We start from the raw sequence: 25,621 nt of genomic DNA, 5'->3' as shown, positions 1-25,621 counted from the left end.
CATTCTAACCGCATCGCCCCGGTGCGGCACTACTGTTAGAATCTGGCCACTTCAGTTCACTGCATAGCCTCGCCCATGACCCAGGACAGCAACGAACCGGACGAGCTGGATCTGTTTCGGCAGGCCACCCAGGGCGTCAAGCGCATCACCACCAACGACCGGGCCGACGTCGGCAAACCTCGTACCGACAAGAAGCTGGTGAAAACGCTGCAGGCACGCGCCACCAGCAGCCAGCAAGGCATCAAGGTGGATGGCCTTTCGGATCAGTTCGTCATCGATGTGCATCCGGAGGAAGAGCTCGCGTGGGCGGCCAATGGCGTTCAGGAATCGCAGCTCAAGAAACTAAAAACCGGTCAGATTCCGTTCGACGGAAGCATCGACCTGCACGGCATGACCGTGGAGCGGGCGCGTGAACTGCTCTGGGAATTTCTCGCCGAGGCTGCCCGCATGGAGATTCGCTGCGTACGGGTGACCCATGGCAAGGCGATGCGCAAGGACGGCCGCAAGCCGATCCTCAAGAGTCACGTCAACACCTGGCTACGCCAGCACGCGCAGGTGCTTGGCTTCACATCCTGCGTTCCCCGTCACGGGGGAACCGGATCGGTCTATGTACTGCTCAAGCGCACCATGCTTGAAGGGCGGGACGAGTAGGCACCGAGATCTCGGTCGAAAGCTGAAAGCTGCAAGCTGCAAGCAGGGGTCGGTCCGGGTTCAGACCCTCTGCTTGCCGCTCGGCTGTCAGACGCAGGTTGCTCCACCGTCTACCGGCAGTGCGATGCCGGTAGTGAAGGCCGCACCGTCCGAGCATAGATAGAGCACGGCGGCGGCGATCTCTTCTGCCGTGCCGATCCGGCCTACCGGATGCATGGCAGCAGCGAACTCGGCCTTGCGCGGGTCAAGCGCTGCGGCGCGGCGGAACATATCGGTGTCGATCACTGCCGGACACACCGCATTGACCCGAATGTTCTTCTTCCCGTATTCGACCGCAGCGGAGCGAGTCAGGCCCAACACCGCGTGCTTGCTTGCACTGTAGATGCTCATCTTCGGCGCGGCGCCAAGGGCTGCGACCGAGGCAGTGTTGACGATCGACCCGCCGCCCTGCTTGAGCATCAATGGAATTTCATGGCGCATGCACTGCCAGACGCCCTTGACGTTGACGCCCATGATGCCGTCGAACTCCTCTTCCGTGCCATCGGCAAGCTTACCTTTTTCGAACTCGACACCGGCGTTGTTGAAGGCACAATCGAGCCGCCCGTAGCGTGCAATCACCGCGTCCATCAACGCTGCGACCTGCTGACCGCTCACCACATCGCAGGCAACGAACGTAGCTTCGCCGCCTTCGGCACGAATGGCCTTTGATACGGCCTCGCCTGCTTCGCTGTTGATGTCCGACAACACCACGCTGGCGCCAGCAGCGGCGAATGCGCGCGCGGTAGCTTCACCGATACCGGCCGACGCGCCGGTCACCAGAACAACCTTGTCTTGGAATTGCTTGCTCACTTCGCAGTCTCCCCATGCGCCGCCGACGGAGGCCGGCGAATGGGAGAAATAGTACGAGAGCGGGCGTCAGAATCCGACTGAATTCCCGATGTTGTTCACCGGATATCCGTTTTAATGATAGCGGTCACGAAGAAACAGGAGGCTCTCAAAACGCGAGGACCGACGTGATGCACGCGTCAGGGAAAGCTGTGGTCCCCGCTATTGCCGAGCAACGCTGCTCTGCGCACGCAGATACTCGACGACCTCATGTTGCGTGCCGCTGAATACAACTCGCTCTTCTTTCCCGGAGCGCTGATAGGCGTACATCGGGTCGTAATAGTGCTCCAGCAGCGCGGCGATCCAGGATCGATGCTCCTGCACGTCTCCGGTCCGCTGATGCACGTCGAGCGCCGACTGCATGAGCGCTTCCAGTTGCTGGTGACGCTCGCCGCCGAGACGTTTACGGATGCGCAGAAGGCTGCCAAGCAGATGCTCGGAGAGCGCGGCGAAAGCCTTGTCCGGCTCCTGCGGGTAGAGTTCGGCGAACTCGGCCTGCATGTCGATGACGTAGTCCTTGAGAATGCGACTGACACGGTTGTCGAAACTATCATCCAGCCATACCAGCGGTGCCGTCTGCATCTGACGAAAGAGCTCGACCGGCACCGAGCAGCTACCCACGATGCGTCCTTCATCTTCGAGCACCAGCGTACGGTGGCCGGCTTCCACTACCTGCAGCGCTTCAATCGCCAGGCGATTCTCGAAATCGATCTGCCCAGGCTGAGGCGTAGCATGTCGCCCGAAGCTCGAGCCGCGATGATGCGCGTGCCCTTCCAGATCGAGGCTGTTGTCGAGCGCGGCGATGACCTCGGTCTTGCCGGTGCCGGTCAAGCCAGCGACGAGCATCAAGCGGCTGTCGGTTATGGCGCGCTCCAGAGAATCGATGAGAAACCGGCGCATGGCCTTGTAGCCACCGATCACCCGCGGATACTCCACGCCCGCCTCACTCAGCCACTGCTGAACGATCTGCGAGCGCAGCCCGCCGCGAAAACAATAGAGATAGCCGTCAGGATTAGCTTCGGCGAAGGTCTTCCATTCATCGATACGCTGCTGTTTGGTCTTGCCTCGAACGAGTTCATTACCCAGCGCAATGGCAGCTTGCTGACCATGCTCCTTGTAGCAAGTACCAACTTTCTGCCGCTCCCCGTCGTTCATCAGCGGACGATTCACGGTGCTAGGAAACGCGCCCTTGGAAAATTCGATGGGAGCCCGGACGTCCATCAGAGGGGCGCCGGAAAGAAACAGCTGACGAAAATCCTCTGTGTTGTCCCGCATCAGACAACCTCGACCCAGGCGCCGCCGTCGGCCGGCAGGCATTCGCCGATCGCAGTCAGATGCAGCCCCTTAGCCACTGCTAGATCGAGGAAACGTGCCTCATGCGCCGGATCAACGGCCACCAGCAAACCGCCGCTGGTCTGCGGATCGCACAGCAGGTGACGCCAGGCTTCGGGCAGTTCGGCCACCTTGTGTCCATAACTCGCGAAGTTTCGCCCAGTACCGCCGGGCACGCAGCCGGCTGCCAAGTAGTGCTCGGCACTGGCGAGCCGCGGTACCTTCGCGTACTCGACACGAGCCTTGACCTTCGAGCCTTCGGCCATCTCTACCAGATGCCCGAGCAGGCCGAAGCCGGTCACGTCGGTCATCGCCTGGACGCCTTCGAGGGTGGCGAACCGGGCTCCGATACGATTGAGCTGACACATCAGGTCGCGGGCGACGCCGATATCCTCCGGGCGGAGTTTCTTCTGCTTTTCAGCGGTTGTGAGGATGCCGATACCCAGCGGCTTGGTCAGATACAGGCGTGCGCCGGTCCGGGCAGTATCGTTGCGCTTGAGCTGAGCACGACGCACCTGGCCGGTCACCGCCAGGCCGAAGATCGGTTCGGGTGCGTCGATGGAGTGCCCGCCGGCGAGCGGCATGCCTGCTTCGGTGCATACCGAACGAGCACCGGCCACCACTTCCCCCGCCAGCGCCGCCGGCAACGCGTTAACCGGCCATCCGAGAATGGCGATTGCCATCATCGGCGTGCCGCCCATCGCGTATATATCACTGATGGCATTGGTCGCAGCGATGCGGCCGAAGTCGAAGGCATCGTCGACGATGGGCATGAAGAAGTCGGTGGTGCTGATGATGCCCTGTTCGTCGTCCAGCCCGAATACCGCCGCATCGTCACGACTGTCGTTGCCAACCCAGAGCTGGCCAAACGACGGGGCCGGCTGACCCACCGCGAGAATCTCGTCGAGCACCTTCGGCGCAATCTTGCAGCCGCAGCCGGCGCCATGGCTGTATTCGGTGAGTCTGATCTGCTCTGTCATGCCGTCCTCTCGATGTAAACCAGCCGTGCATTCTAGCAGGCTGCGCCATGCCGGCCTACGAGCGGGGCGACTGGCGGCCCTCGAACCGATCCAGGGTGTCGCTGGCGACCAGGCGCCCGAGCTCGATCAGTTCCGGGGCGCGATGGAAGTCGAAAAAGCGGCTCAGCCGTTTGGGGATATCGATCACCAGATCCGGCGGATAGCCTGCGATCTTGTACTGGGTCAATGAGGCCTGCATGGTTTCGAACGACAGGTTGACCAGATCCAGCATGCTCGCCGGGCCGACATGTTCCTCTACTTCCACCGGTGCGGACTCGTCGCGGCGTCGCTTGGCGGCGGCTTCCGCCGGCGCCTCCACCTCGGCGCTGAGCAGCGGTTCAAGTACATCCGCCTCGCCTGCTTCGCGGCGTCCCAGCCAGCTGCGGGGACTCAGGTTCTCCAACAGTTGGTCCCACTGCTGACGAATCGGCGCAGGGCGCTCGATGATCGGCATGGCGTAGCCGTTGGTGTGCACCCCGTTGAGATTGACCGCCATGATCAGATCGCAGTGTGACGAGACCACCGGCACGATCGGCAACGGATTGAGCAACCCGCCGTCCACCAACACGCGAGTGCCCTGGCGCAGCGGCGCGAACAGGCTAGGGATTGCCGCCGAGGCACGCATGGCCTGGTGGAGGCAGCCCTGCTGAAACCAGACCTCCTGCTGGTTGGTCAGGTCTGTCGCCACCGCGGTGAAGGAGATCGGCAGATCTTCGATCTGCACCTCACCGAGGATTTCCCGGATGCGTCCAAAGACCTTTTCGCCGCGTATCGCTCCGAGGTTGCCAAAGCCGATATCCAACAGCCGCAGCACGTCGAGATAGTCCAAGCCGGAGACCCAGTCCCGGTAGGCATCCAGCCCGCCAGCGGCGTAAATACCCCCTACTACGGCGCCCATGGAGCAGCCGGCGATACATTCGATCTGATAGCCACGTCGTTCGATTTCCGCAATCGCACCGATATGTGCATACCCGCGGGCACCGCCACTGCCCAGCACCAGCGCAACGCTTTTTCCCATTTGCCCTTCCCTTGCGAATCCCGATTGACGCCGATTGGCTCTCTCAGCATGATGCCGGCTTCATCTGCGTTAATACAAGGCACCCTGTGATCCAGCGCCGATCCCTGCTCAAACTCACTGCACTGCTTCTGCTGATTGTTGCACTGATCGCCGCGGCGGGCTGGTGGGCCTATCGTCAAACCCAGGCGCAACGCTCCGGCGAACTGGGGCTATCCGGACTGACGCAGCCGGTGACCGTGCACTACGACGCCTGGGGAATTCCGCACATCGACGCCGGCAACGACGCCGACGCCTACCGGGCGCTGGGTTACGTCCATGCGCAGGACCGCCTGTTTCAGATGGATATTCTGCGCCGGATCGGCGCCGGCCGGCTTTCCGAGCTGTTCGGCGAAGAATCCTACGCTACCGACCGCTTTTTCCGCACGCTCGGCATCAGCCGTTATGCACGAGCCTATGCCGAGCGTCTTGAGAGCCAGCCGGACGCAGCCCATGTAAAGCTGATCCTGGCCTACCAGGACGGCATCAATCAATACATCGAACAAGGCAACGTGCCGCTGGAATATCGCCTGCTGCTGGCTCACCCGGATTACTTCAGCCTGGCGGACATCGCGCACGTCATGGGCTACATGGCCTATTCATTTGCCGAGGCCTTCAAGACCGATGCGCTGGTCGATCATGTGCGCGGTACGCTCGGCGAGCGTCATCTGCGCGACCTGGTCCCAGGCTGGCCGGCGAACCGTCCGAAGCCTGCTCCGACGGGGCAGGTCTCCACCCTCGATCCATTGCTCGAACAGCTGGCTGCGGTCGAACATGCGTTGCCGGCCGGCCAGTTCCTCGGCAGCAATGCCTGGGCAGTCGATGGCCGCCGTAGCCAGAGCGGCAAGCCCATGCTGGCCAACGATCCTCACATCGGCTTCGCCGTGCCGGCGGTCTGGTACGAGGCACACATCCGCACGCCCGAGCATGAGGTATATGGCCACTTCCTCGCCGGCCTGCCCTTCCCGCTGCTGGGGCATACCCGGCATCACAGCTGGGGCCTGACCATGCTGATGAATGACGAGGTTGATTTCTATCGTGAGCGGGTCAACCCGGACAACCCGCGGCAGGTATGGGATCGCAATCGTTGGCGCGAGCTGGAGCAGCACGAGGAAGTCATCCGTATACGCGGCCAGGAAGACCGGCTGGTACGTATGTTCAGCTCCCGACGCGGCCCGATCATCAACGATCAACCCGGCGGACTGCAGCAGGAGATCGACCGCAGACCAGTGAGCCTGTTCTGGACTTTCCTCGACCCGCAGAGCGATTCGACCGAAGCTTTTTACGGTTTCTCGCGGGCGACCAGCATGGCCGAGTTCGAGGAAGCCGCGGCCAAACACTGGTCGCCGGGGCTCAACGTCATCTATGCGGACGTCGAAGACAATATCGCCAAATGGGCAGCCGGACGCATCAAGCGCTGGCCCAACAGCAACAACGGTTTCGCGCTGTTGAATGGCGCCGCGGAGCGCGACGAATTCATGGGCTATCAGCCATTTAGCGCCAACCCCCGGGAGATCAATCCGCGCCGAGGCCAGGTGTGGAGTGCCAACAACCCGCCCGAAGCAGACAATCCCAGGCGCGTATTGCCGGGCTACTATGCACCTACCGACCGGGCCAATCGCATCGGTGAGCTGCTGGATGTCGAACGGCCGCTGAATCTGCTCGATTTCAAGGCGATGCAGATGGATAGTCGGCGGCCCCAGGCGCAGGCGATGGTCACCGAGGCGCTGCCCCTGCTACGTGACGATCTGCTAAACGCCGAATTGCGCGGTCCCGCCGCCCAGGCCAGGGGGTTACTTGCGCAGTGGGACGGCGCGTTCGACCGCGACAGCATCGGTGCGACCATATTCCAGCGCTGGGAGGAGAATCTCATGCGGGCCCTGTTCGCCGACGAACTAGGACCGCGTTACGAATTTTTCCAGAACACCAACATGGCGCAAAAAACCCTGGCGCAGCTGTTCTGGACCCCCGCTTCACCCTGGTGGGACAACCGGGAGCAGCCGACCCGCGACGGCCGGCAGGCGGCCATCGAATACGCCTGGGTAGAGACCATCGAGTCGCTGGCGAGCCAGCTGGGCACCGAGCCCGAGCAGTGGCGCTGGGAGAAGATTGCGTATCTGCAGCATAAGCACCCGCTCGACGGCAAACTGCCCTTCGCCGATCGCCTAAGCACCGCTCCGGTGCCGGTCGATGGGGGCAGAGAAACGCTGAACAACATGCGCTTCGCCTTGGGCGGCACTGCCTACCGCGTCGAGGCCGGCCCATCTACGCGGCGCCTGATCGATCTGGCAGATATGGAAGCGGGGCTGGGCATCAACCCGCTCGGCCAGTCGGGTAACCCGTCGGACAGGCATTACAAGGATCAGGCAGAAGCCTTCAATGAAGGACGTTACCGCGCCGAGCTGTTCGACTGGCGGGCAATCGAAGCCCTGCCCGATCGACTGGAGTTAATCCCCGCACGGCGGCGTCCACGCTAACCACTCAAAGACGTTCCACCCTCAATCCAGCCTCTTCGGTATTGCCGATCTCCACGCGGTCACCGCGCAGGCCCAGGTCTCGCAATGTCTGCGCGACGGCGCCTGCGTCCTCTCCGTGCAGCGCCACTCTCAGGCGCGTATCGGACCGCAGCATGCGGTTGAGCAGCTCCAGCCAGGTGCGGGTGTCAGCCCGGTCACCATCGCTCACGTCCAGTTCGGGCAACTGCAGCTCGCCATCGGTGCGCAGGACCTTGATGAGGGTCGATGGCGTTGGGTACAAGGGCGTCTGCACCGGGTCCTCAGGTGTGAACTGATCCATGTGCAGATAGACCTTTCGGTTTCCACGGGTGATCGAGTAGAGACTTACGAAACGCTGCGGCTCGCTGTCCAGCCGAATCGCAACGTATGCCTGATTTTCTTCTGGTCCATACAGGCGCGAAAAACCAAACACCTGGTTCGCCCAGAGGCTGCTGCTGCCGCATTCCCGCGCCTCGCAGAAGTACAGCATCGTGTGCGGCTGATCCAGCAACTGCTGCTTGGCATGCAAAAAGGCTTCCGAAGCGCTGTGTCCTTCCGGAATACGCCAGGTCATGCGCAACAGATCACCCACCGCCCGTACCTCCTGCTCGGCGCGCAGCTGATTGTTGATACGGCGGATATTGCCGAGGACCACGCCATGGTCGGCATTGTCCAGTTGGCGGCGTTCGACCAGCTCGGCGCGCGGAAAGGGTTCGATGACCAGGGTTGCGGACTCCTCGGCGGCCAGGGCCGGGACTGTTGCCAGCAGTACACCCAGACTGATGATCAGCCGGGCTACTCGACTTTGCGATGGCATTGACTCTCCTTGGTGGATGCCAAATCGCGCTGCCGGCCGCCGATAATCAGGACCGACCCTGCACCGCGATTCTGGCGCACAGCACACAGCCTTGCCCAGCAACCGCACCGGGTCAAGCCAGCGAGCGGTAGAAATTGTCAAGAATGGTTGCGACTTCGGGCGCCTGCTCTTCGAGATGCAGGTGATGGCCGCCGTCGATGTGATGCCGCTGGATGTGTTCGAAGCGCTCTATGCGGTCCAGAACCTGAGGGTGTTTATGCATAACGCCCTGGTTGGCCAGAATCACGCAGGTCGGGCTGCGAATGGCTTCGATGAAGGCTTCTGCATGGCGGCTTGTGAAGCGCAGCGGTGACGGCAGCATCAATTGTGGATCGGTTCGCCAGGTCCAGCCGCCATCGTGGGGCATCAGCCCGCGCTCGACCAGACACGTGGCTGCCTGGCGTGAAAGGGACGTGTTGCCGCCGAGCATGCGTGCACGGATTGCCTTGTCGACATCCGGGTAGACCGGCTTGCGCTTGTTACCCACCGACAGACTCGCTTCGAAGAAGCGTGCCATCTGTTTCGGCGCATCGTCAGCCTCTGATGTGAAGGGCAGCAGACCGTCGATCATCGCCGCGCCGATTATGCGGTCCGGGAGGCTGCCGGTGAGGATACCGCTGATGATGGCGCCCATCGAGTGACCGAACAGCGCGAAGCGTTCCCAACCCAGGTCTTCGGCTACCTGCAACACCGTCGCCGCCTGCTGCCAGAGGCTGTAGCCGCCTGCCGCCAGATGTCCTGAAAGCCCGTGCCCGGCAAGATCCAGCGCGACCAGGTGAACGCCTTTCAGGCGAGGCGCGATCAGGTCGAAGGTCGCTGCATTGTCCAACCAGCCATGCAAACCGATCACAGGGATGCCCTGCGGATCGCCCCAGACCTTTGCTGCCACCTCCATGGATGGCAACGAAAACCGTACCTCGTGACTGTTTGAATCCATCGTCATCAACCTGTGTTTGGAACTCGTCAGGCTGGCAATCTACGGCGCGGGGCCAGGCGCGACAAGCAACGGCCGGCGCCGTGAATGCAGCGGCATAAGTGTCGATCCCTTACTGCACGACTACCGTACGACCGCTCACCGACCAATACTCCAGCTGATCCTGATAGGTCGCCTCGACTACGTGACGCTTGAGCTTCAGCGTGGGCGTGAGGAAGCCGTTCTCAACGGTCCAGGCGTCGGATATCACCACTACGCAAGCCAGCTGTTCCTGCCGATTGAGCTGACCGTTCAGTTCGAGCAGTGCCGCTGACAGCGATTCTTCGACGCGTACCGGGCTGACACCCTCGATCGACGCGGAAGACAGCTGTATGAGTGCGATGGGTTGCGGCAGTTGCGTGCCGACGACGCACGCCTGCTCGATATAAGGGTGGGCGTGTAGACGTTTTTCGATCGGCGCTGGCGCGACGTAGCGACCCTTGCTGGTCTTGAAGGTGTCCTTCCGACGACCGGTGATGCGCAGGAAGCCTTCGTTGTCGATTGCACCGCAATCGCCGGTGTGAAGAAAACCATGTTCATCGAGCGTTTCCGCCGTCCGGACCGGATCCTTGTAATAGCCGAGCATATTCGCCGGGCTGCGGACCAGAAGTTCTCCATCCCCGGACAGGCGGCACTCTACTCCGGGATTCGGCAGACCGATCCAACCGCTCTTGAAGCGTTTGGGTCGGCCCAGATGCGAATAGCCGGCGTTCTCGGTCATGCCATAAATTTCCACCAGGCTCATGCCGAGGCGGTGATACCAGAGCAGGAGCTGGTCGTCGATCGGAGCGGCGCCGCTGACGGCGTAGCGAATCTGGTCGAAGCCGAGCCGTTCCAGCACACGCCTTGCGACACGCGGACCCAGCAGGGGCGTCGCCAACACTGTGTTCAACAGCCCCGCTGGGACCTTCTGCAGCACGCTTTGCTGGAGCTTGAACCATATCCTCGGTACGCCGAAGAACACGGTCGGACGCGCGCGTCGGTTATCTTCGACGAACGTCTGGGCGCTGTGCACGAAATACACGGTCTGCCCGGACAATAGCGAGGCGATTTCCACGAACTGACGCTCGGCGACGTTGCTCAGCGGCAGGTAGGACAGCAGCCGGTCATCCTCGCTGATAGTGAACAGCCGCAAACCATTGTTGGCGGCGTAGTACATGCTCGCGAAGCTGAGCATGACGCCTTTCGCGATTCCGGACGTGCCAGAGGTATAGATGATCGTCGCGACATCGGTAGGCGCTACGCGATGCGTTTGCGTCCAGGGTTCATTGGCGTCGATCAGGCTCTGCCAGGGCAGCAGGTGGGCATCCTCCGGACCAAGCGGCAATGCTATCCACGGGAGCTGCTCGGGCAGGCCGCCACGCAGCTGCTGCCAGTTCTCCAGCTTGCCGACAAAAACAGCGCGGCAATCCGAGTGCTCCAGGACCTGCCGTACCGAGTCAGCCGTGAGGGTCGGGTATACCGGAACGGATACGTGCCCAGCCATCCAGATCGCCAGGTCAGCGATAATCCAGTGCGCGCAGTTGCGCGATAACAGCGCGATATGACTGGACGCCGGGAATTGAAGGCTCCGCAGATAGGCGGCCATACGCCGCGCCTGGTCTCCTACTTGTGCCCAGGAATACGACACAACCGATCCATCGCCAAGCGGCTGGACCAGATAGGTCTTGTCAGGGTGCGCAAGCTCACGCTGGTAAAATGCCTCGAGAGCCGACGATATCGCCGGCCTGGCCTGTTCTGCCATGCATCGACCTCTTGGTATTGTTTTTGTTCTCAACAGATAAAGCCATGCTCACCCGTTTGGGTGATCCGCTATCCTACCCGCAGCACCCTCGCCCAAGCCACAGTCAGCACAGCTTATTGTGCTGGGCAAGGTCCGCAGGATTGGTCAGCAGGCTGAGACGTGCCAGCCCAGCCGCGACGAAATCGGTATCCAGGCAGGCGAGTCCGGCCGTCGGTAAAGGATAGTGGCCGCGCCTGTTGCCCTCTACCAGCAGACTGACCAGCTGGCTGACGAGCGGTTGGTGGCTGACCAGCAGAAGATTGCTCTCCGGACGCTCCGCGAGAAAGTCCACGCAGAGCGACGGTTCATCGTCCGGGGTCAGCCAGGGCACGGTTGCAATGCCGCGGGTGAACCCGATCACATCACGAACGACTTCCGCGGTTTGCTGCGCCCGGCGGTACGGACTCGCCAGCAGCATGTCGATTGGCTGATCGCGCAACAGGGCCGCGACCTTGGCGACTTCGGTGCGGCCGTCCTCGGTCAGGGCCCTTTCCGGATCACTGGCGGCGCGGGCCTCGGCCTGGCCATGCCGGAGTATCCAGATTCTCATGGCTGCGGTGGCTTGTCGCTGGCCGTCGCTTGCGCGTCGGGCTTGTCTGATTGTGACGGCGCGGCTGGCACGTCAGGGGCCGGCCATTCGAGAAACGGCCACGGTTTCTGTTCGGTGGCCTGGCTGACATAGCGCCCGATTTGCCGTGCATACTGAGACAGGCTGGTACCGAACGCGGTCAGACGGGCGTGAGGAGCTCCGGTAAATAGCAGAAAGCCCAGTTGCAACAAGGCGATGGCCAGCAACAGAAGTTCTGTCACCTGCCAGGCGACGCCGAACAGCAATGTGTAAAGCAGGCGAAGCCAGAAATCAGCTGAGCCTAGATTTTCGGCGAAACGACTCATTGCCCCGTCTCCCGCCGACCTAGCTGCGAAAACGCGGCGAACTCGACGTCATCCTTCTGTTCACCCGACATCAGCCGGGCGATAACGTCCTCGAGCGTGCGCTGTTCGAAGATGATCGCGTGCAGGCCGGTGACCAAAGGCATATAGACGCCCTCCTCTTCGGATTTCTGCTTGAGTACGCGCAGGGTGTTCACCCCCTCTGCGACCTGCCCGAGCTGGGCAACGCTTTCCTCCAGCGTTTGCCCTTTGCCCAGCGCATGACCGACTTGATAGTTGCGCGACATGGGCGAAGTGCACGTAACGATCAGATCACCCACCCCGGCGAGCCCGAGGAAGGTCATGGGGTTGGCACCCATATGCACGGCGAAGCGGGTCATCTCCGCCAGCGCGCGGGTTATCAACATACTCTTGGTGTTTTCGCCAACGCCCATGGCGGCAGCCATGCCGGAGATGATGGCGTAGACGTTTTTCAGCGCCCCGCCCAGCTCCACCCCGTAGCGATCCTGGCTGGCATAAACACGAAGCGTCCTGCTGCCCAGTACAGCCTGAACCTTACGGCAAAGCTGTTCGTCGGCGCTGGCTACGACGGTCGCCGTCAACGCGCCGGCGGCCATTTCCTTCGCCAGGTTCGGGCCGGAGAGCACCGCGACACGGGCGGCAGGTGCCTCCTGCTCGACGATTTCGCTCATCATCAGAAAGCCGGGCTGCTCGATTCCCTTGGTCGTGCTGACAACAGCCTTGCCGGCCAGTGAACCACCGATCTGCTGCAATACGCTGCGGAAGGCACCGCTGGGGATGGCAAGAAAGATGATGTCGGCCGAACCCAGCGCTGCCTGGATACCGGTGGTGATGCGCAGGCTCGGGTCCAGCTTGAACCCTGGCAGATACCGTCGATTTTCGCGCTCCTCGTTCATCTGGCGGGCAACGGCTTCGTCGCGCAGCCAGAGGGTCACGGAAATACCGTTCGTCGCCATCAGGTTGGCCAGTGTCGTGCCGAAGCTGCCGCCTCCCAACACGCAGACAGCTTGCTTTTGCTCGCTCATGCACAGTTCCTTGGTCGTTCAAAACCCGACCAGTATAAGCATCCGGCACGCCGACGGCGAACAACCGCTGGCAAATCGGATGGCGCTGGGTAATATGGCCGCATAATGCCAGTGCTAGGTTGCAATTAAAAAATGTACAAGCTTCAACGCGGTTTTGTTTTTTCTTTTGCTTTCATGGGGATAGGGGTTCCGGCAGCAGCCATGGACGAGCCGGAATTGCAGGGCATGGAGTTGCCCACCGTGCTTAGCGCCACGCGCTTGAAGCAGGCGCCTTCCGAGGTGCCGGGCAGCATGACCGTGCTCGACCGGGATCTGATCCGCGCCAGCGGCGCCCGCGACGTGCCGGAACTCATGCGTCTGGTCCCCGGGATGATGGTCGGCTATTCCGTCGGCCATCGTAGCAACGTCAATTATCATGGCCTGAACACTACCGAGGCTCGGCGCCTGCAAGTGCTGGTTGATGGCCGCTCCGTCTACCGTCCTGGTCTGGCCACGGTCGATTGGACCGACATTCCGCTAGCCATCGAAGACATCGAGCGCATCGAAGTGTTCCGCGGCCCGAATACTGCCGCCTACGGTGCCAACGCGTTGATGGGCGTCATCAACATCATTTCCACACGCCCTGAGATGCGTCAGGGCACACGCCTCAAAATCACTGACGGCAACCGCGGCGTGCGCGATCTGTATGCCAGTCAGGGGGGCGTGATCGGCAGTACGCACGCACGGCTGAGCCTTTTTGCCAAGGAAGATACCGGCTTCGATTTCGACGATGACGGCGAGGACTATCGCGACAGCCGTCGACTCAACGCAGTCAATCTGCTGGGGACCACGCAGATAGATGCGAGCCAAAGCCTTCACTTGCAGCTTGGCGCGAAGGAAGGCAGCAACCAGGTCGACAACGACTATACCGTGCTTGCCGAACCGACCAACGATGCGTATCTGTACGACCGCCTGGTGGCACAGCATGACGATGTGTCCGACGTGACAGCGCGCGACTACTTTGTGCAGCTGCGCTGGAAAAACGAGCTGACACCCACCCACAGCATTGAGCTGAAAACCTATGCGCAGCACATGGAGCGCCTCAGCGACTGGCGCGCCTGCGACTCGCCGGTGGTTTTCTCACCGGAGCTAAGAGCGTTGTACGAGGCCGGCAACGTCTATCCGCGGCGCATCAATTACATTCTCCGCAACCGGGGAAAATGGGGCGATCCGGATTTCTACCGTGATTATCTGGTGACCGGCGACGGCCTGCCTGCTGACATGCTACCCCTGGTCGAAAGCGTCGTAGCCCAGCACGCGGCCGCCCGCAGCGGCCCGCCAGCCTGCTGGGACATCAATGAAAATCTGCGCGAAACACGCTACGAGGCTGAGCTGCAGAACACACTGCAGGTCACGGATCGCTTGCGCAGCGTTTTCGGCGGCAATCTGCGCTACGACCAGGCCAAATCGGAAACGCTGTTTGGTGGCAAGGTGGAAAATCACATCGGACAGCTGTTCGGGCATCTCGAGTATCGACCGTTCGACCGCTGGATGTTCCACGCCGGCGCGATGGCGGAACAGGATCGGCTGAGCGGCTTCTCCTTCTCGCCGCGACTCGCAGCGCAGTACTTCATCCGCCCGACGCACAGCCTGCGCCTGGTCTATTCCGAAGCCGTTCGTTCGCCGGACATGTACGAGAACAACGCACGCTGGACCTACGTACCGAGAAATCTCAGCGGACCGGCTGTGAGCGGAGCCGAGTATTACGCTATTGCCGAGGCCCCTGGCGGCCTGGATCAGGAGCGGATCCGTTCGAGCGAAGTCGGCTATAACGGATACTTTCATGCTCTGGCCTTAGCAGTGGACGTGCGCGGCTTCTACGAAGACATCGACAATCTGATCAGCGACCCGCTGCAGATCGTCAACTTCAGGCCCACCAACGACGCTTCGGCTCGTTTTACCGGCGGCGAAATCCAGGTTGATTGGGAGGCCACTCGCCACGACCGCCTGCGCCTGACCTATGCCTATGTCGATTTCACCGCGAGCAACCGGTTGGATCAGCGTCTCACCGCGCGCAACAGCGGTTCTGCCGCATGGTTGCGCCAATGGCCCGCAGCGATCCACAGCAGCCTGATCTATTATGGAGCCGATCAGCTGAACGAGCGGCGCTTCGAGCGGCTCGATGGACGCCTGGCCAAGCGATTGGCCATCGGCTCCAGCAGCGCCCTGGAGCTTGCCTTGACCATGCAGTATCGCCTGGACGATGAAGGGCTTACCTGGCCGGAAAACCTGTACGAGACACGCGATCAGTACTATCTCAGCGCGGAATTGAGTTTTTAACGGCCGATCGAATAACGACCCAAAACGCACCCAACCGCAAGACAAGGATGTCATATGCTTCATCGGTTTGGATCAGGTAACCGGCCTTGCCCGCGCATCGTCTGATATCGGCACTACTCGTCTGGCTGGCAGCCTCGCTCGCGCATGCCGCCGAGATCGCCGTGGTCATTCCCGGCGAAACGGCATTGACTCAGGAGTTCGTCGAAGCGCTGCGCGAGCGGAGACCTGAAGACCGCGTCACTGTCGCCAGTGTTCAACAGTACGAGCAATCGACACCCGACGCCGACGTTCTGGTCACCATGGGTCAGCGCAGCATGGCTTGGCGGCTGGCAAGCCAGACCGACACTCCGACCATTGCTACCTATGTGACTGCCAGCTCTGTCCAGGCGATCGAAGCGCAGCTTCCGGCTTCGGTTCAGGCACTGTTGGCAACGCCGAAGCCACAGCGTCAGTTGGCCCTGGCGCGTCTGCTGCTACCGCGCCTGGATACGGTCGGGCTGTTGCACAGTCCGGCGACGGCGTCGCGGGTTGATGCCTGGCGCAAGGCGGCGCAAGAGCAGCAGCTGGAGGTTTCGGCGGCTCTGGTTGGCGAAGCAAGCGAGCTGGCCCGCCGGGTCGCCGATGTACTCGACTCGAGTGATGCGCTGGTGGGGCTGGACGATCCCAGCATTTACAACGCCGATAACCTCAAGACCATCCTGCTTACCAGCTATGCGCGCAACAAGGTGTTGATCGGGCCCTCCGCTCCGTTCATCTCCGCTGGCAGCCTGAGCACCACTTACAGCACCGCGCGAGAGATGGCCGATAGCGTCGATCAGATGCTCAACGCGACCTGGGCGCCCGCCGCAGTGAGGTATCCCGAGCAGTTTTCCGTACTCAGCAACCAGCAAGTAGCGCGCTCGCTCGGGCTCCCGATTCCTGACGACGACCGCCTGGCCGAGATCCTCAGCCAACAGGAGCAGCTCCCGTGAATGTCCTGCAGAGAGGCACGATCCAGGGCCGCCTGATCATCATTGCGGTAGTGCCCGCCCTTCTCTTCGCCTTGCTCGCCGTGATCTGGTTCACCGCGACTCGCCTCGAAGATGTAGACCGGGAATTGCGCGACACTGGCGAACTCATTGCAGGCCAGCTCGCCCCCGCAGCCGAATACAGTGTGATCAGCGGCAACTCCGCCAACCTGCGCGCGCTCCTTCAGGCCGCGCTGGAACTGCCCAATGTGCAGCGTGCCGAGGTCTATGATGCGCGCGGAACGCGGTTGGCGAGTCTGAGTAGACCGGAACAGATCGAGTCGCAAGAGCTTAACGTTTTCACTGCGGACATCCGGCGCCAGCGTGTGTCGATCGCCAGCGACCGCTACCTGCTCGACGCGCCGGACATTTCCGAATTGGGCTCCCAGTACCTGGGTCAGGTGCAGGTGTATCTCAGCAAGCGTGCATTCCTCGCCCGGCAGGCTGACATTCTGGTCGATACGCTCCTGCTGGCATTCATCGTGCTACTCGCTTCCCTCGCGCTGGCCGTGCGTCTGGCGCGTGCGCTGGCCCGCCCGATGGAGCAGATGAGCAAGGCGGTCAAAGCACTGCAAGGTGGCCAGCTGGATACCCGGCTTCCTGTCCAGGACAGATACGAGATCGGCCAGTTGATGAGCAACATCAATGCCCTGGCGCAGAACCTGGAACAAGCGCGGGACAGCCAGCAGCGCAGTATCGCTCAGCTCGTTGCCGCGCGCGAAGAAGCCGAGCAGGCCAACCGCGCCAAGTCCGAGTTTCTTGCGATGATGAGCCACGAGTTGCGCACACCGATGAACGGGGTAATGGGCATGCTGCAGCTGCTTGAAACCACCGAACTCAATCGCGAGCAGGACGAGTATGTGCAGATCGCCGGCGATTCCACACACCATCTCCTCAAGGTGATCAACGATATCCTCGACTTCTCGCGCATCGAAAACGGTGCGGTAGAACTGGAAGAGCTCACCTTCGATCTGCCCGATCTGATCAGGCAGACGGTCGCTGCCTTCGAACATCCCGCCTCGCAGAAAACCTTGCGTTTGCGCACGGACCTGCACGGACCGACCGAGTTGACTCGGGTCATTGGCGATCCGACCCGCATACGACAGATTCTGGTCAACCTGATCGGCAATGCCTTGAAGTTCACCGAGACAGGCGAGATCACGGTGCATGCAAACTGGGACGAAGACGGGCCGGACCGGGTCTGGTTGCAGTGCCAGGTCAAGGACACCGGGATCGGGATCGCTAACGACCGGCTGGAGAGTATGTTCGACGCCTTCCGTCAGGGCGACAGCAGCACCTCGCGCCGATTCGGTGGGACCGGGCTCGGGCTGTCCATCGCGCGCACTTTCGCTCGTCGCATGGGTGGCGACCTGTATGCCAGCAGCGTGGAAGGCCAGGGCTCGTGTTTCACGCTAAGCATTCCCCTGCAGCTGGCTGACTCGCCCGCCGAGCCGGAACTCCCCGTCCCCGTCTCGAGAACAGGCTCTCGCGACCCGATACTGCTGGTCGAGGACAACCCGGTGAACCGCATGGTCATCGAGGGTATGTTGCGCAGCCTCTCGCATGAGGTCGTGGTCGCCGAATCGGGCGAGCAAGCCCTGGAATACCTGACGTCGGCACAGCCCTTCGCGGCGGTTCTGATGGACCTTCAGCTTCCTGACAGCGATGGCGTAAGCGTCTATCTCAGCTACCGCCGGCTCGCCCAGAACCATGGCCGCCCGGTCACTACCTGTATCGCGCTTAGCGCTAGCGCCACCGAAGGCGACCGCAGCCGCTGCCTGAACGCCGGCATGCAGGCATTTCTCGGCAAGCCCCTGGCGCGCCAATCTCTGCAGCAGACACTGAGCCGCTGGATAGGTGACGCTACAGTCGATCATTGACCAGACTGATCGCTCACCATTCTTCGCCCCGCCGGCAGCAGTCCGGCATGGATTCCGCTGCGCCAAATGGCGACACTAGCGACCATTCCCATCCGTACAAGGGCCAACAACAATGAATGCCAGCGTCAGCTCTCCAATCACCCTCGAGACACCTTTTACCACTCTGCCCAGTTTGATTTCCCTGCACGCCAGGGAGCGCGCGGACCATCCGGCGCTGGTTCAGGATGCGCGCGTCGTTACCTATCGTGAGCTCGACAAGCTGGTTGATCAGGTCGCTGCGACATTACAGCGCGACGGGGTACGTCCCGGCGAATCGGTCGCGATATGCTCGGCCAATTCGATTCCCTACGCGGTACTGTTTCTCGGCGCACTACGCGCCGGCGTGATCGTCGCCCCCCTGGCACCTTCATCCACGCCGGAGAGTCTGCTGACCATGCTCAAGGACTCCGCGGCGAAGCTGTTTTTTGTCGACCAGAGCAGTGACCAGGCTCTTGCTGGAGTGAAGGAGCGAATCGAAATTCCGCTGTTCACGCTGGACGATAGCCGCCCAGCGCAGGGCTTCAGTGGTTGGCTGTCCGAAGGCGCGCCGGCACCGGTACAGATCCAGCCCGAGCAATCCTTCAACGTGATCTATTCGTCCGGCACCACAGGCGAACCCAAGGGCATCGTGCAATCCCATGGCATGCGCTGGTCGCACATTCAGCGCGGGATTGTCTTCGGCTATGGTCCGGACTGCGTCACGCTGATTTCCACTCCGTTGTATTCCAATACCACTCTGGTCTCGTTCTTGCCCACGCTGGGCCTGGGCGGAACCGTCGTGCTGATGGCCAAGTTCGACGCAGCGAAGTATCTCAAGCTGGCCGCCGAGCATCGAGTCACTCATACGATGCTGGTGCCGGTGCAGTACCAGCGCATCATGGCCCGGGAGGATTTCGGCAGCTACGACTTGTCCAGCTTCGTGATGAAATTCAGCACCAGCGCACCCTTCCATGCCGAACTCAAGGCGGACATCCTGGCTCGCTGGCCGGGCGGACTGATCGAGTTCTACGGCATGACCGAAGGCGGTGGCTCTTGCATGCTTGCGGCTCACCAATTCCCGGACAAGCTCGGCACCGTCGGCAAGCCGCTGGAAAACCATGACATGCGCGTGATTGACGAAGACGGCAACGAACTCGCACACGGCGAGATCGGCGAAGTCGTCGGACACTCCCCTGCGATGATGACCGGTTACCTCAACAAACCGGAAAAAACCCGTGAAGCCGAGTGGTACGACAGCGACGGCAAGCGCTTCATTCGAACCGGCGATGTCGGTCGCTTCGACGAGGATGGTTTCCTGACGCTGATGGACCGTCGCAAGGACATGATCATCAGTGGCGGCTTCAACATTTATCCGAGCGACCTGGAGGCAGAGCTCCGCCAGCATCCAGACTTGCTGGAGGTCACGGTGATCGGAGTACAGTCGCGAAGCTGGGGCGAAACTCCGGTGGGCTATGCTGTACTCAAACCGGGTGCGAACACGGCGGCAGAGGACATCCTTGACTGGTTCAACCAGCGCGTCGGCAAAACCCAGCGGCTCAACCGCATGATCCTGACCGACGAATTGCCGCGAAGCGCCATCGGCAAGGTACTGAAACGCGAACTGCGCGACCGCTTCCAGGCGGAGTTCGGCGAGCTGGATTGATCTGCGTCATCGCCCTGGCCGGCCTGAACCGAAGAAATTTTGTTCTTGGCTGGCTTGCGGGTATCCTCTGCGCCTGGTTAAAACCGGGTGTGACTTTCACCGCTGCCAGGCAGTCTGAGCTTACGCCGGCGGATGGATCAGTACCGTCCAGCAGAACAATCAGCATCCCGCCCAGGCGGGGTACAGCAGGAGCTTTTAATGTCTAGACAGAACGCGTACGACCGGGAAGAGCTGCTCAAGTGCAGTCGCGGCGAGTTGTTCGGCCCCGGTAACCCGCAGTTGCCCGCACCCAACATGCTGATGATGGATCGTGTTACGCACATCAGCGATACCGGGGGACGGTTCGGCAAGGGCGAGATCGTGGCCGAGCTGGATATTCATCCTGATCTGTGGTTTTTCGCCTGTCATTTCGAAGGCGACCCGGTAATGCCGGGCTGTCTCGGGCTGGATGCGATGTGGCAGCTGGTCGGCTTTTACCTCGGCTGGCTAGGCTACGAAGGGCGCGGTCGCGCACTCGGTTCCGGCGAAGTCAAGTTCTTTGGTCAGGTACTTCCCGTCGCGAAAAAAGTGACCTATACCATTCACATCAAGCGCACCATCAACCGTTCGCTGACCCTCGGCATCGCCGATGGCAGCATGGCCGTCGACGGCCGTGAAATCTACACCGCGGAAGGGCTGCGGGTAGGTTTGTTCACTTCAACAGACAGCTTCTGAGGACACCATTATGCGTCGCGTCGTGATTACAGGCATGGGCATCATTTCCTGCCTTGGCCAGGATCTGGACAGCGTGGCGGCCAGCCTCAAGGCGGCCAAGCCGGGCATAACCTTCAACCCCGAATACGCCGAGAAAGGCCTGCGCAGTCAGGTTTCCGGCAGCGTGAAAATCGATCTGGATGCCGCGATCGACCGCAAGCTCAAGCGCTTCATGGGTGATGCAGCGGCTTTCGCCTACCTGTCCATGCAGCAGGCGATTGCTGACGCAGGTCTGACCGATGAACAGATCAGTCACGTCCGCACCGGCCTGGTCGCCGGTAGCGGCGGCGCCTCGACGCTGAACCAGATGGAAGCGGTCGATATCCTGCGGGAAAAAGGCGTCAAGAAGATCGGGCCATATCGTGTGCCGCGTACCATGGGCAGCACCGTATCGGCCTGTCTGGCGACGCCTTTCAAGATCAAGGGCGTGAACTATTCGATCTCCTCGGCCTGCGCGACCAGTGCGCATTGTATTGGCCACGCTGCGGAACTGATTCAGCTCGGCAAACAGGACATCGTCTTCGCCGGTGGCGGTGAGGAAGAGCACTGGTCCCAAGCGATGCTGTTCGATGCCATGGGCGCCCTGTCCACCGATTACAACGAAACACCAGAGAAGGCATCGCGCGCCTACGACTCCAAGCGCGACGGCTTCGTGATCGCTGGCGGTGGCGGCATGGTCGTGGTGGAAGAGCTCGAGCATGCCCTGGCACGCGGTGCGAAGATCTATGCCGAGGTCATTGGTTACGGGGCTACTTCCGACGGCCACGACATGGTCGCGCCGAGCGGCGAAGGTGCAGTGCGCTGCATGCAGCAGGCTTTGGCGACTGTCGACGACACCATCGAATACCTGAACACGCACGGCACTTCTACTCCGGTCGGGGATGTCGCCGAACTCAAGGCGATTCGTGAAGTGTTCGGCGACAAGGCGCCGAAGATCAGCTCTACCAAGAGCCTGTCTGGTCACTCACTCGGCGCCGCTGGTGTGCAGGAGGCGATCTATTGCCTGCTGATGCTTCGGGATAACTTCCTGGCCGCCTCGGCAAACATCGAGGAGCTGGACGAGAACGCCGGTGACCTGCCGATCTTGCGTGAACGACTGGATCAAGCGGTCGATGTGGTGATGTCCAACAGCTTCGGTTTCGGTGGCACCAACGCCACCCTGATCATGAAGCGCTGGACCGGAGCCTGATACGGCTGGCGGGCGGCCTGCCAGGCCGCTCGCCAGACTGCTCTTTCTCGCCCGTCTGCGGGCATCTGCTTCCCGTTTCGCCCTGTTCCAGGGCAACTTCCCGTCTCCCAGCCTGACAAATCGGCACAGTACCAGTGGCACCATCCTTGCTTCGACGAACCTGATCGTTCCCCCTGAGCAAGGACACACCATGGGCCTGTTTACCTTTTCCCGTATCAACTCAGCCGATTCGCTTGTATACACGCGCCTGTTCGGCAACCTTGACCTGAGCGTGAAGCCGTCCGCGCAACGCGGCTCGCTGAGCGGCCTGCCTGAATTCGTCGAACGGTTGCACCAGCGCATAGCAACCAGCCTTGACGCTGCAGTCGGCATCGCCGCGCACGCTCCCCAGCTCGCCTCGATCGCCGGTGAGACCGAACGCAACGGCGAACAGCTCTCGCAGTCCGCCGAGATGATTGCCAGCGCCATCGAGGAAATCAGCACAACGCTCGAGTCGGAACTGGTGCCCAGCGCATCGGCGATTGCCGGCCTGGCCGGCCAGGTCACCTCCAAGCTTCGCCAGTGTGAAACGGACAGCCGTCTGGTGCTGACACAGGTGGACACCATTCAAAATGCCGAGAGCCAGCTCGCCGGAGAAATACAACGACTCGGCAAGCAGATCGAGGAAGTCACCCAGGTAATCGGCATGATCGCCACTATTTCCCAGCAGACCAACCTCCTCGCCCTGAATGCCGCCATCGAAGCGGCGCGCGCCGGCGAGCAGGGTCGTGGATTCGCCGTCGTCGCCGAGGAGGTCCGGCGCCTGGCTGGTCATACCACCGAAGCCACCGACCGGGTAAGCACCATCATCGAAGGGTTTCGTGGCGGCATGCAGCACCTGCAGGACGCCGGTGAGAGCATGCATCGCTCGATCGCCGAGGGCCGCGACGGCATCCTGCGCGTCGATCAGCGGCTGGCCGATGCGGTTCAGGGGATGGAGCAGCTCGATCAGCGCATGACCAGCATGGCCAGCGGCACCGAGCAGATCGGTGCGGCAGTTCGCTCGGTTAGCGAAGACGTGCAAAGCATCTCGGGCGTCGCCCATCAGTTGCTGCGCAAGGCCGCTCAGGTAAGCCAGCACAGCGAGGCCGTAAGAAGCGAAGGCGATCACCTGCTCGACGGACTGGGCCGGTTCCAGCTTGGCGTGCACCAGCAGGTACGCGAGCGAATCGAGCGCTTCGCAACGGAACCCGCTCTGCTCGACGGAACGGCTCAGGCCGAGCGCGCCATGCAGGAATACATCGCGCGTGATCATCGCTTCGAATTGATGTATCTGGTCGGTGCCGATGGCACCCAGGTCAGTGAGAACATTTTTGCGAAAGACCTGGCTGACACTGGCAAAGGTAGCGTCCGTGGGCGTAACTGGGTGGGTCGTCCGTGGTTCAAGGCCGTGCGCGACGACCTCAAGCCGTACATCAGCCCGGTGTATCGTTCATCCGCAACCGACGCATTCTGCTTCACCTTATCGGCGCCGGTATTCGATCGCCAGGGCCAGTTGCGCTATGTGCTGGGCGCCGACGTACGGCTTTCGGCGCTGCTTAATCAACCCGGCCAGAGCCGACCACAGACCGCTACCGGTGACGAATCATGCGCGGGGCTGCTTCCTTCCCGGTGAGGGTGTCTCGATTTGCGACAAAAGGCGGCACTCATCAGCCCAGCTGATAGTGCTTGCCTGCCGAACGGAACCTGCTACAAACAAGGGATGACAACACATAATCTGCTCCCTGCTCTTCCTGACGGACTCATCGTCATCGTCAAGCGCGCCTGCCCGACCTGCAGCCTCATCGAGCCGGTGCTTGCTCAGCTGTCCGACAGCGGCATCCCCATCACCGTCGTCGCCCAGGACGTCGCTGATTTCTCTGCCGGTCACGCGCGACAGATAGACGACACGGACCTGGCCTGGTCATGGTCCCTTGAGTGCGAAATCGTCCCTACGCTTATCCGCCGTGACCACGGTGCGGAGATCGAGCGGACCTACGGGTGGTTTCGTGAAGATTGGGAGCGGATAAGCGGCTGCACTGCGCTTGGCGCCGACCTGCCCGCCTCCCGTCCCGGTTGTGGTTCGAAGACCCAGGACCCGGGTGTCTCGGATCGCCTCGCCATACGCTTCGGCGCGGTGAGCTTTGCTTCGCGTGAAGTTGAGATCGGCGACAGCGAAGACCCCATCGAAGCCTGTTTCGATCGCGGCTGGAGCGACGGACTACCGGTTGTGCCCCCGACGCCGGAGCGCGTTTACCGGATGCTGCAAGGCACCGCGCGCAAACCGGAGGAAGTGCTTGGGTTGATGCCGCCAGACCTGGTGCCCTGTACCGTCGAAAAAGTCGCCATCAACGCGGTCATGGCTGGCTGCAAACCCGAATATATGCCGGTTGTGCTTGCCGCAGTGGAAGCTGCACTGATCGACGAGTTCGGCATGCACGGTCTCCTCTGCACGACCATGTTCGCGGGCCCGCTAGTTCTGGTAAACGGCCCCGCCGCCACGCAGATCGGAATGAATTCGGGCGTGAATGCATTGGGGCAAGGAAACCGCGCCAACGCCAGTATCGGTCGCGCGCTGCAGCTGGTCGTACGCAACGTCGGCGGCGGCCGTCCCGGCGAGATTGATCGCGCCACCCTCGGTACGCCCGGCAAATACACCTTCTGCTTTGCCGAAGCCGAGGACGGCGAGTGGGACTCCCTGGCTGTCGAGCGCGGCTTCGGCAAGGACCAGTCAGTCGTGACCCTGTTCGCTGCCGAAGGCGTGCAGGGCATTCTCGATCAGAAGTCCCGCACGCCCGAGTCGCTGGCCCGAAGCTTCGCCCTCTCGCTGCGCGCAGTTGATCATTACAAGTTGGCCATGCATGGCGATGCCATGCTGGTCGTCTCTCCGGAGCACGCGCGGGTGTTTCTTGACGCGGGCTGGAGCAAGGCTCGCCTGCGCGAAGAGTTGGACAAGTTGCTGGTCATGCCTGGCAAGGATCTGGTGGTCGGTGCCGATGGCATCGCCGAGGGCATGCCGGCGAACTTCGCCAGCGCCGATATTCCCAAGTTTCGACCCGGTGGGTTGCTGATCGTCCGGGCCGGAGGTCCGGCCGGTCTGTTCTCCGCCGTCATCGCTGGCTGGGCCGCCTCCGGCCCGACTGGCTCCACCCCGGTAAGCAAGGAGGTAACGGCATGAACGCGCCGACCACACTGCTCGACCCGACCGCCGAATCGTCCCCGGCCGGCCGTAGCCTGAGTGCCAGGCCGGCAAGCCTGGAAGGATTGACCGTCGGTCTCCTGGACATCTCCAAATCACGCGGCGATGTATTTCTCGATCGACTGGATGCCCTGCTCTCGGAGCGCGGTATCGAAGTGAAGCGGTATCGCAAGCCGACGTTCGCCCGGATCGCTCCGACCGAACTAAAGCAACTCATCGCCAGCGAGTGCGACGTTTTGGTAGAAGGATTGGCTGACTGAGGCTCCTGTACGTCGTGCTGTATGCATGACATAGGCGACCTCGAAGGCCGCAAGATCCCGGGCGTTGGTATCGCTTCAACCGAGTTTGTCGAAGCGGCGGCGCTGCAGAGCAAGGCATTGGGCATGAATCCGGACATGGTCTTCGTACCACATCCGATTCAGGACCGGACCGATGATGAACTACGCGCACTGGCTGATCAGGCGTTCGCCAACATCTTGGAGGCGCTGACCAGACAGGACACCTGAGTCATCAAGCGAGCCTGACCTATCGCTGCGGGTCCGATCGGAAACGAACCTGGGCACGCGCGAGTACGTCTCGTAGTTCCCGCT

Annotated in this window: 21 protein-coding genes; 11 read left to right on the top strand and 10 right to left on the bottom strand. The window is 61.7% G+C overall.

The annotated features are described in order from the left end of the window. The first annotated feature begins 75 nt into the window (after nucleotides 1–75). Nucleotides 76–651, top strand: coding sequence for a Smr/MutS family protein (locus tag BLT85_RS04795; protein WP_093392085.1), 576 nt, complete (start codon nucleotides 76–78; stop codon nucleotides 649–651). A gap of 87 nt (nucleotides 652–738) precedes the next feature. Here BLT85_RS04795 and BLT85_RS04790 read toward each other — a convergent pair whose 3' ends face one another. The 4 genes from BLT85_RS04790 to BLT85_RS04775 all read right to left on the bottom strand — a co-directional run bounded on the left by BLT85_RS04790 (nucleotide 739) and on the right by BLT85_RS04775 (nucleotide 4,905). Next, on the bottom strand, nucleotides 739–1,500 hold the full coding sequence (locus BLT85_RS04790) for an SDR family oxidoreductase (protein WP_093392084.1): 762 nt from the start codon (nucleotides 1,498–1,500) through the stop codon (nucleotides 739–741). Nucleotides 1,501–1,698: 198 nt separating this feature from the next. Continuing rightward, the gene (mnmH, locus tag BLT85_RS04785; protein WP_093392083.1) at nucleotides 1,699–2,811 is read right to left on the bottom strand and encodes a tRNA 2-selenouridine(34) synthase MnmH; all 1,113 of its coding nucleotides are present in this window, start codon (nucleotides 2,809–2,811) and stop codon (nucleotides 1,699–1,701) included. Continuing rightward, nucleotides 2,811–3,848 (bottom strand): selenide, water dikinase SelD, encoded by a 1,038-nt coding sequence (gene selD / locus BLT85_RS04780; RefSeq protein WP_093392082.1) that lies wholly within the window; start codon nucleotides 3,846–3,848, stop codon nucleotides 2,811–2,813. Before selD ends, mnmH begins: the two co-directional genes overlap by 1 nt. 55 nt (nucleotides 3,849–3,903) lie before the next feature. Then, nucleotides 3,904–4,905 carry a patatin-like phospholipase family protein gene (locus BLT85_RS04775; RefSeq protein WP_093392081.1) on the bottom strand — a complete coding sequence of 334 codons (1,002 nt, stop codon included), beginning with the start codon at nucleotides 4,903–4,905 and terminating at the stop codon, nucleotides 3,904–3,906. Nucleotides 4,906–4,991: 86 nt separating this feature from the next. On the opposite strand from BLT85_RS04775, the gene BLT85_RS04770 reads away from it, so the two are divergent. Further along, on the top strand, nucleotides 4,992–7,418 hold the full coding sequence (locus tag BLT85_RS04770; RefSeq protein WP_157718127.1) for a penicillin acylase family protein: 2,427 nt from the start codon (nucleotides 4,992–4,994) through the stop codon (nucleotides 7,416–7,418). 4 nt (nucleotides 7,419–7,422) lie between these two features. On the opposite strand, the gene BLT85_RS04765 is transcribed toward BLT85_RS04770, so the two are convergent. From BLT85_RS04765 to BLT85_RS04740, 6 genes are all read right to left on the bottom strand, one after another. Continuing rightward, a complete protein-coding gene (locus BLT85_RS04765; RefSeq protein ID WP_093392079.1) occupies nucleotides 7,423–8,253 on the bottom strand; it encodes a DUF4892 domain-containing protein in 831 nt (276 codons plus the stop codon). Nucleotides 8,254–8,365: 112 nt separating this feature from the next. After that, on the bottom strand, nucleotides 8,366–9,229 hold the full coding sequence (locus tag BLT85_RS04760) for an alpha/beta fold hydrolase (protein ID WP_093392078.1): 864 nt from the start codon (nucleotides 9,227–9,229) through the stop codon (nucleotides 8,366–8,368). A gap of 109 nt (nucleotides 9,230–9,338) precedes the next feature. After that, nucleotides 9,339–11,009 carry an AMP-binding protein gene (locus BLT85_RS04755; protein ID WP_093392077.1) on the bottom strand — a complete coding sequence of 557 codons (1,671 nt, stop codon included), beginning with the start codon at nucleotides 11,007–11,009 and terminating at the stop codon, nucleotides 9,339–9,341. 103 nt (nucleotides 11,010–11,112) lie between these two features. Further along, complete coding sequence (gene sixA, locus BLT85_RS04750) at nucleotides 11,113–11,598, bottom strand: phosphohistidine phosphatase SixA (protein WP_093392076.1); 486 nt, start codon at nucleotides 11,596–11,598, stop codon at nucleotides 11,113–11,115. Next, nucleotides 11,595–11,942, bottom strand: a complete 348-nt coding sequence (locus BLT85_RS04745) for a DUF4389 domain-containing protein (RefSeq protein ID WP_093392075.1) — start codon at nucleotides 11,940–11,942, stop codon at nucleotides 11,595–11,597. The genes sixA and BLT85_RS04745 overlap by 4 nt, the downstream gene beginning before the upstream one ends. Continuing rightward, nucleotides 11,939–12,985 carry an NAD(P)H-dependent glycerol-3-phosphate dehydrogenase gene (locus BLT85_RS04740; protein WP_093392074.1) on the bottom strand — a complete coding sequence of 349 codons (1,047 nt, stop codon included), beginning with the start codon at nucleotides 12,983–12,985 and terminating at the stop codon, nucleotides 11,939–11,941. Before BLT85_RS04740 ends, BLT85_RS04745 begins: the two co-directional genes overlap by 4 nt. 201 nt (nucleotides 12,986–13,186) lie before the next feature. Between BLT85_RS04740 and BLT85_RS04735 the strand changes: the two genes are divergently transcribed. The 9 genes from BLT85_RS04735 to BLT85_RS16970 all read left to right on the top strand — a co-directional run bounded on the left by BLT85_RS04735 (nucleotide 13,187) and on the right by BLT85_RS16970 (nucleotide 25,537). Continuing rightward, nucleotides 13,187–15,304 carry a TonB-dependent receptor plug domain-containing protein gene (locus BLT85_RS04735; protein ID WP_093392073.1) on the top strand — a complete coding sequence of 706 codons (2,118 nt, stop codon included), beginning with the start codon at nucleotides 13,187–13,189 and terminating at the stop codon, nucleotides 15,302–15,304. Nucleotides 15,305–15,390: 86 nt separating this feature from the next. Further along, entirely contained in the window at nucleotides 15,391–16,275 is an 885-nt protein-coding gene (locus BLT85_RS04730; protein ID WP_093392072.1) for a hypothetical protein, read from the top strand. Further along, the gene (locus BLT85_RS04725; RefSeq protein WP_093392071.1) at nucleotides 16,272–18,191 is read left to right on the top strand and encodes an ATP-binding protein; all 1,920 of its coding nucleotides are present in this window, start codon (nucleotides 16,272–16,274) and stop codon (nucleotides 18,189–18,191) included. The genes BLT85_RS04730 and BLT85_RS04725 overlap by 4 nt, the downstream gene beginning before the upstream one ends. A 112-nt stretch (nucleotides 18,192–18,303) precedes the next feature. Next, nucleotides 18,304–19,872 (top strand): class I adenylate-forming enzyme family protein, encoded by a 1,569-nt coding sequence (locus tag BLT85_RS04720; RefSeq protein ID WP_093392070.1) that lies wholly within the window; start codon nucleotides 18,304–18,306, stop codon nucleotides 19,870–19,872. A gap of 198 nt (nucleotides 19,873–20,070) precedes the next feature. Next, the gene (gene fabA / locus BLT85_RS04715) at nucleotides 20,071–20,586 is read left to right on the top strand and encodes a 3-hydroxyacyl-[acyl-carrier-protein] dehydratase FabA (protein WP_093392069.1); all 516 of its coding nucleotides are present in this window, start codon (nucleotides 20,071–20,073) and stop codon (nucleotides 20,584–20,586) included. A 10-nt stretch (nucleotides 20,587–20,596) separates the two neighbouring features. After that, nucleotides 20,597–21,814: a beta-ketoacyl-ACP synthase I gene (gene fabB, locus BLT85_RS04710; RefSeq protein WP_093392068.1), complete on the top strand. Its 1,218-nt coding sequence runs from the start codon at nucleotides 20,597–20,599 to the stop codon at nucleotides 21,812–21,814. Nucleotides 21,815–22,004: 190 nt separating this feature from the next. Beyond that, complete coding sequence (locus BLT85_RS04705; protein WP_093392067.1) at nucleotides 22,005–23,468, top strand: methyl-accepting chemotaxis protein; 1,464 nt, start codon at nucleotides 22,005–22,007, stop codon at nucleotides 23,466–23,468. Nucleotides 23,469–23,555: 87 nt separating this feature from the next. Continuing rightward, a complete protein-coding gene (locus BLT85_RS04700; RefSeq protein ID WP_093392066.1) occupies nucleotides 23,556–25,010 on the top strand; it encodes a thiol reductase thioredoxin in 1,455 nt (484 codons plus the stop codon). Further along, nucleotides 25,007–25,537, top strand: a complete 531-nt coding sequence (locus tag BLT85_RS16970) for a UGSC family (seleno)protein (protein WP_273701375.1) — start codon at nucleotides 25,007–25,009, stop codon at nucleotides 25,535–25,537. Before BLT85_RS04700 ends, BLT85_RS16970 begins: the two co-directional genes overlap by 4 nt. The last annotated feature ends 84 nt before the right edge of the window (nucleotides 25,538–25,621 follow it).

It is taken from the genome of Halopseudomonas xinjiangensis, assembly GCF_900104945.1.
GTDB classification, from domain to species: domain Bacteria; phylum Pseudomonadota; class Gammaproteobacteria; order Pseudomonadales; family Pseudomonadaceae; genus Halopseudomonas; species Halopseudomonas xinjiangensis.
Note: the sequence above shows the minus strand (reverse complement) of the source record. Positions and strands in the feature narration are given on the sequence as shown.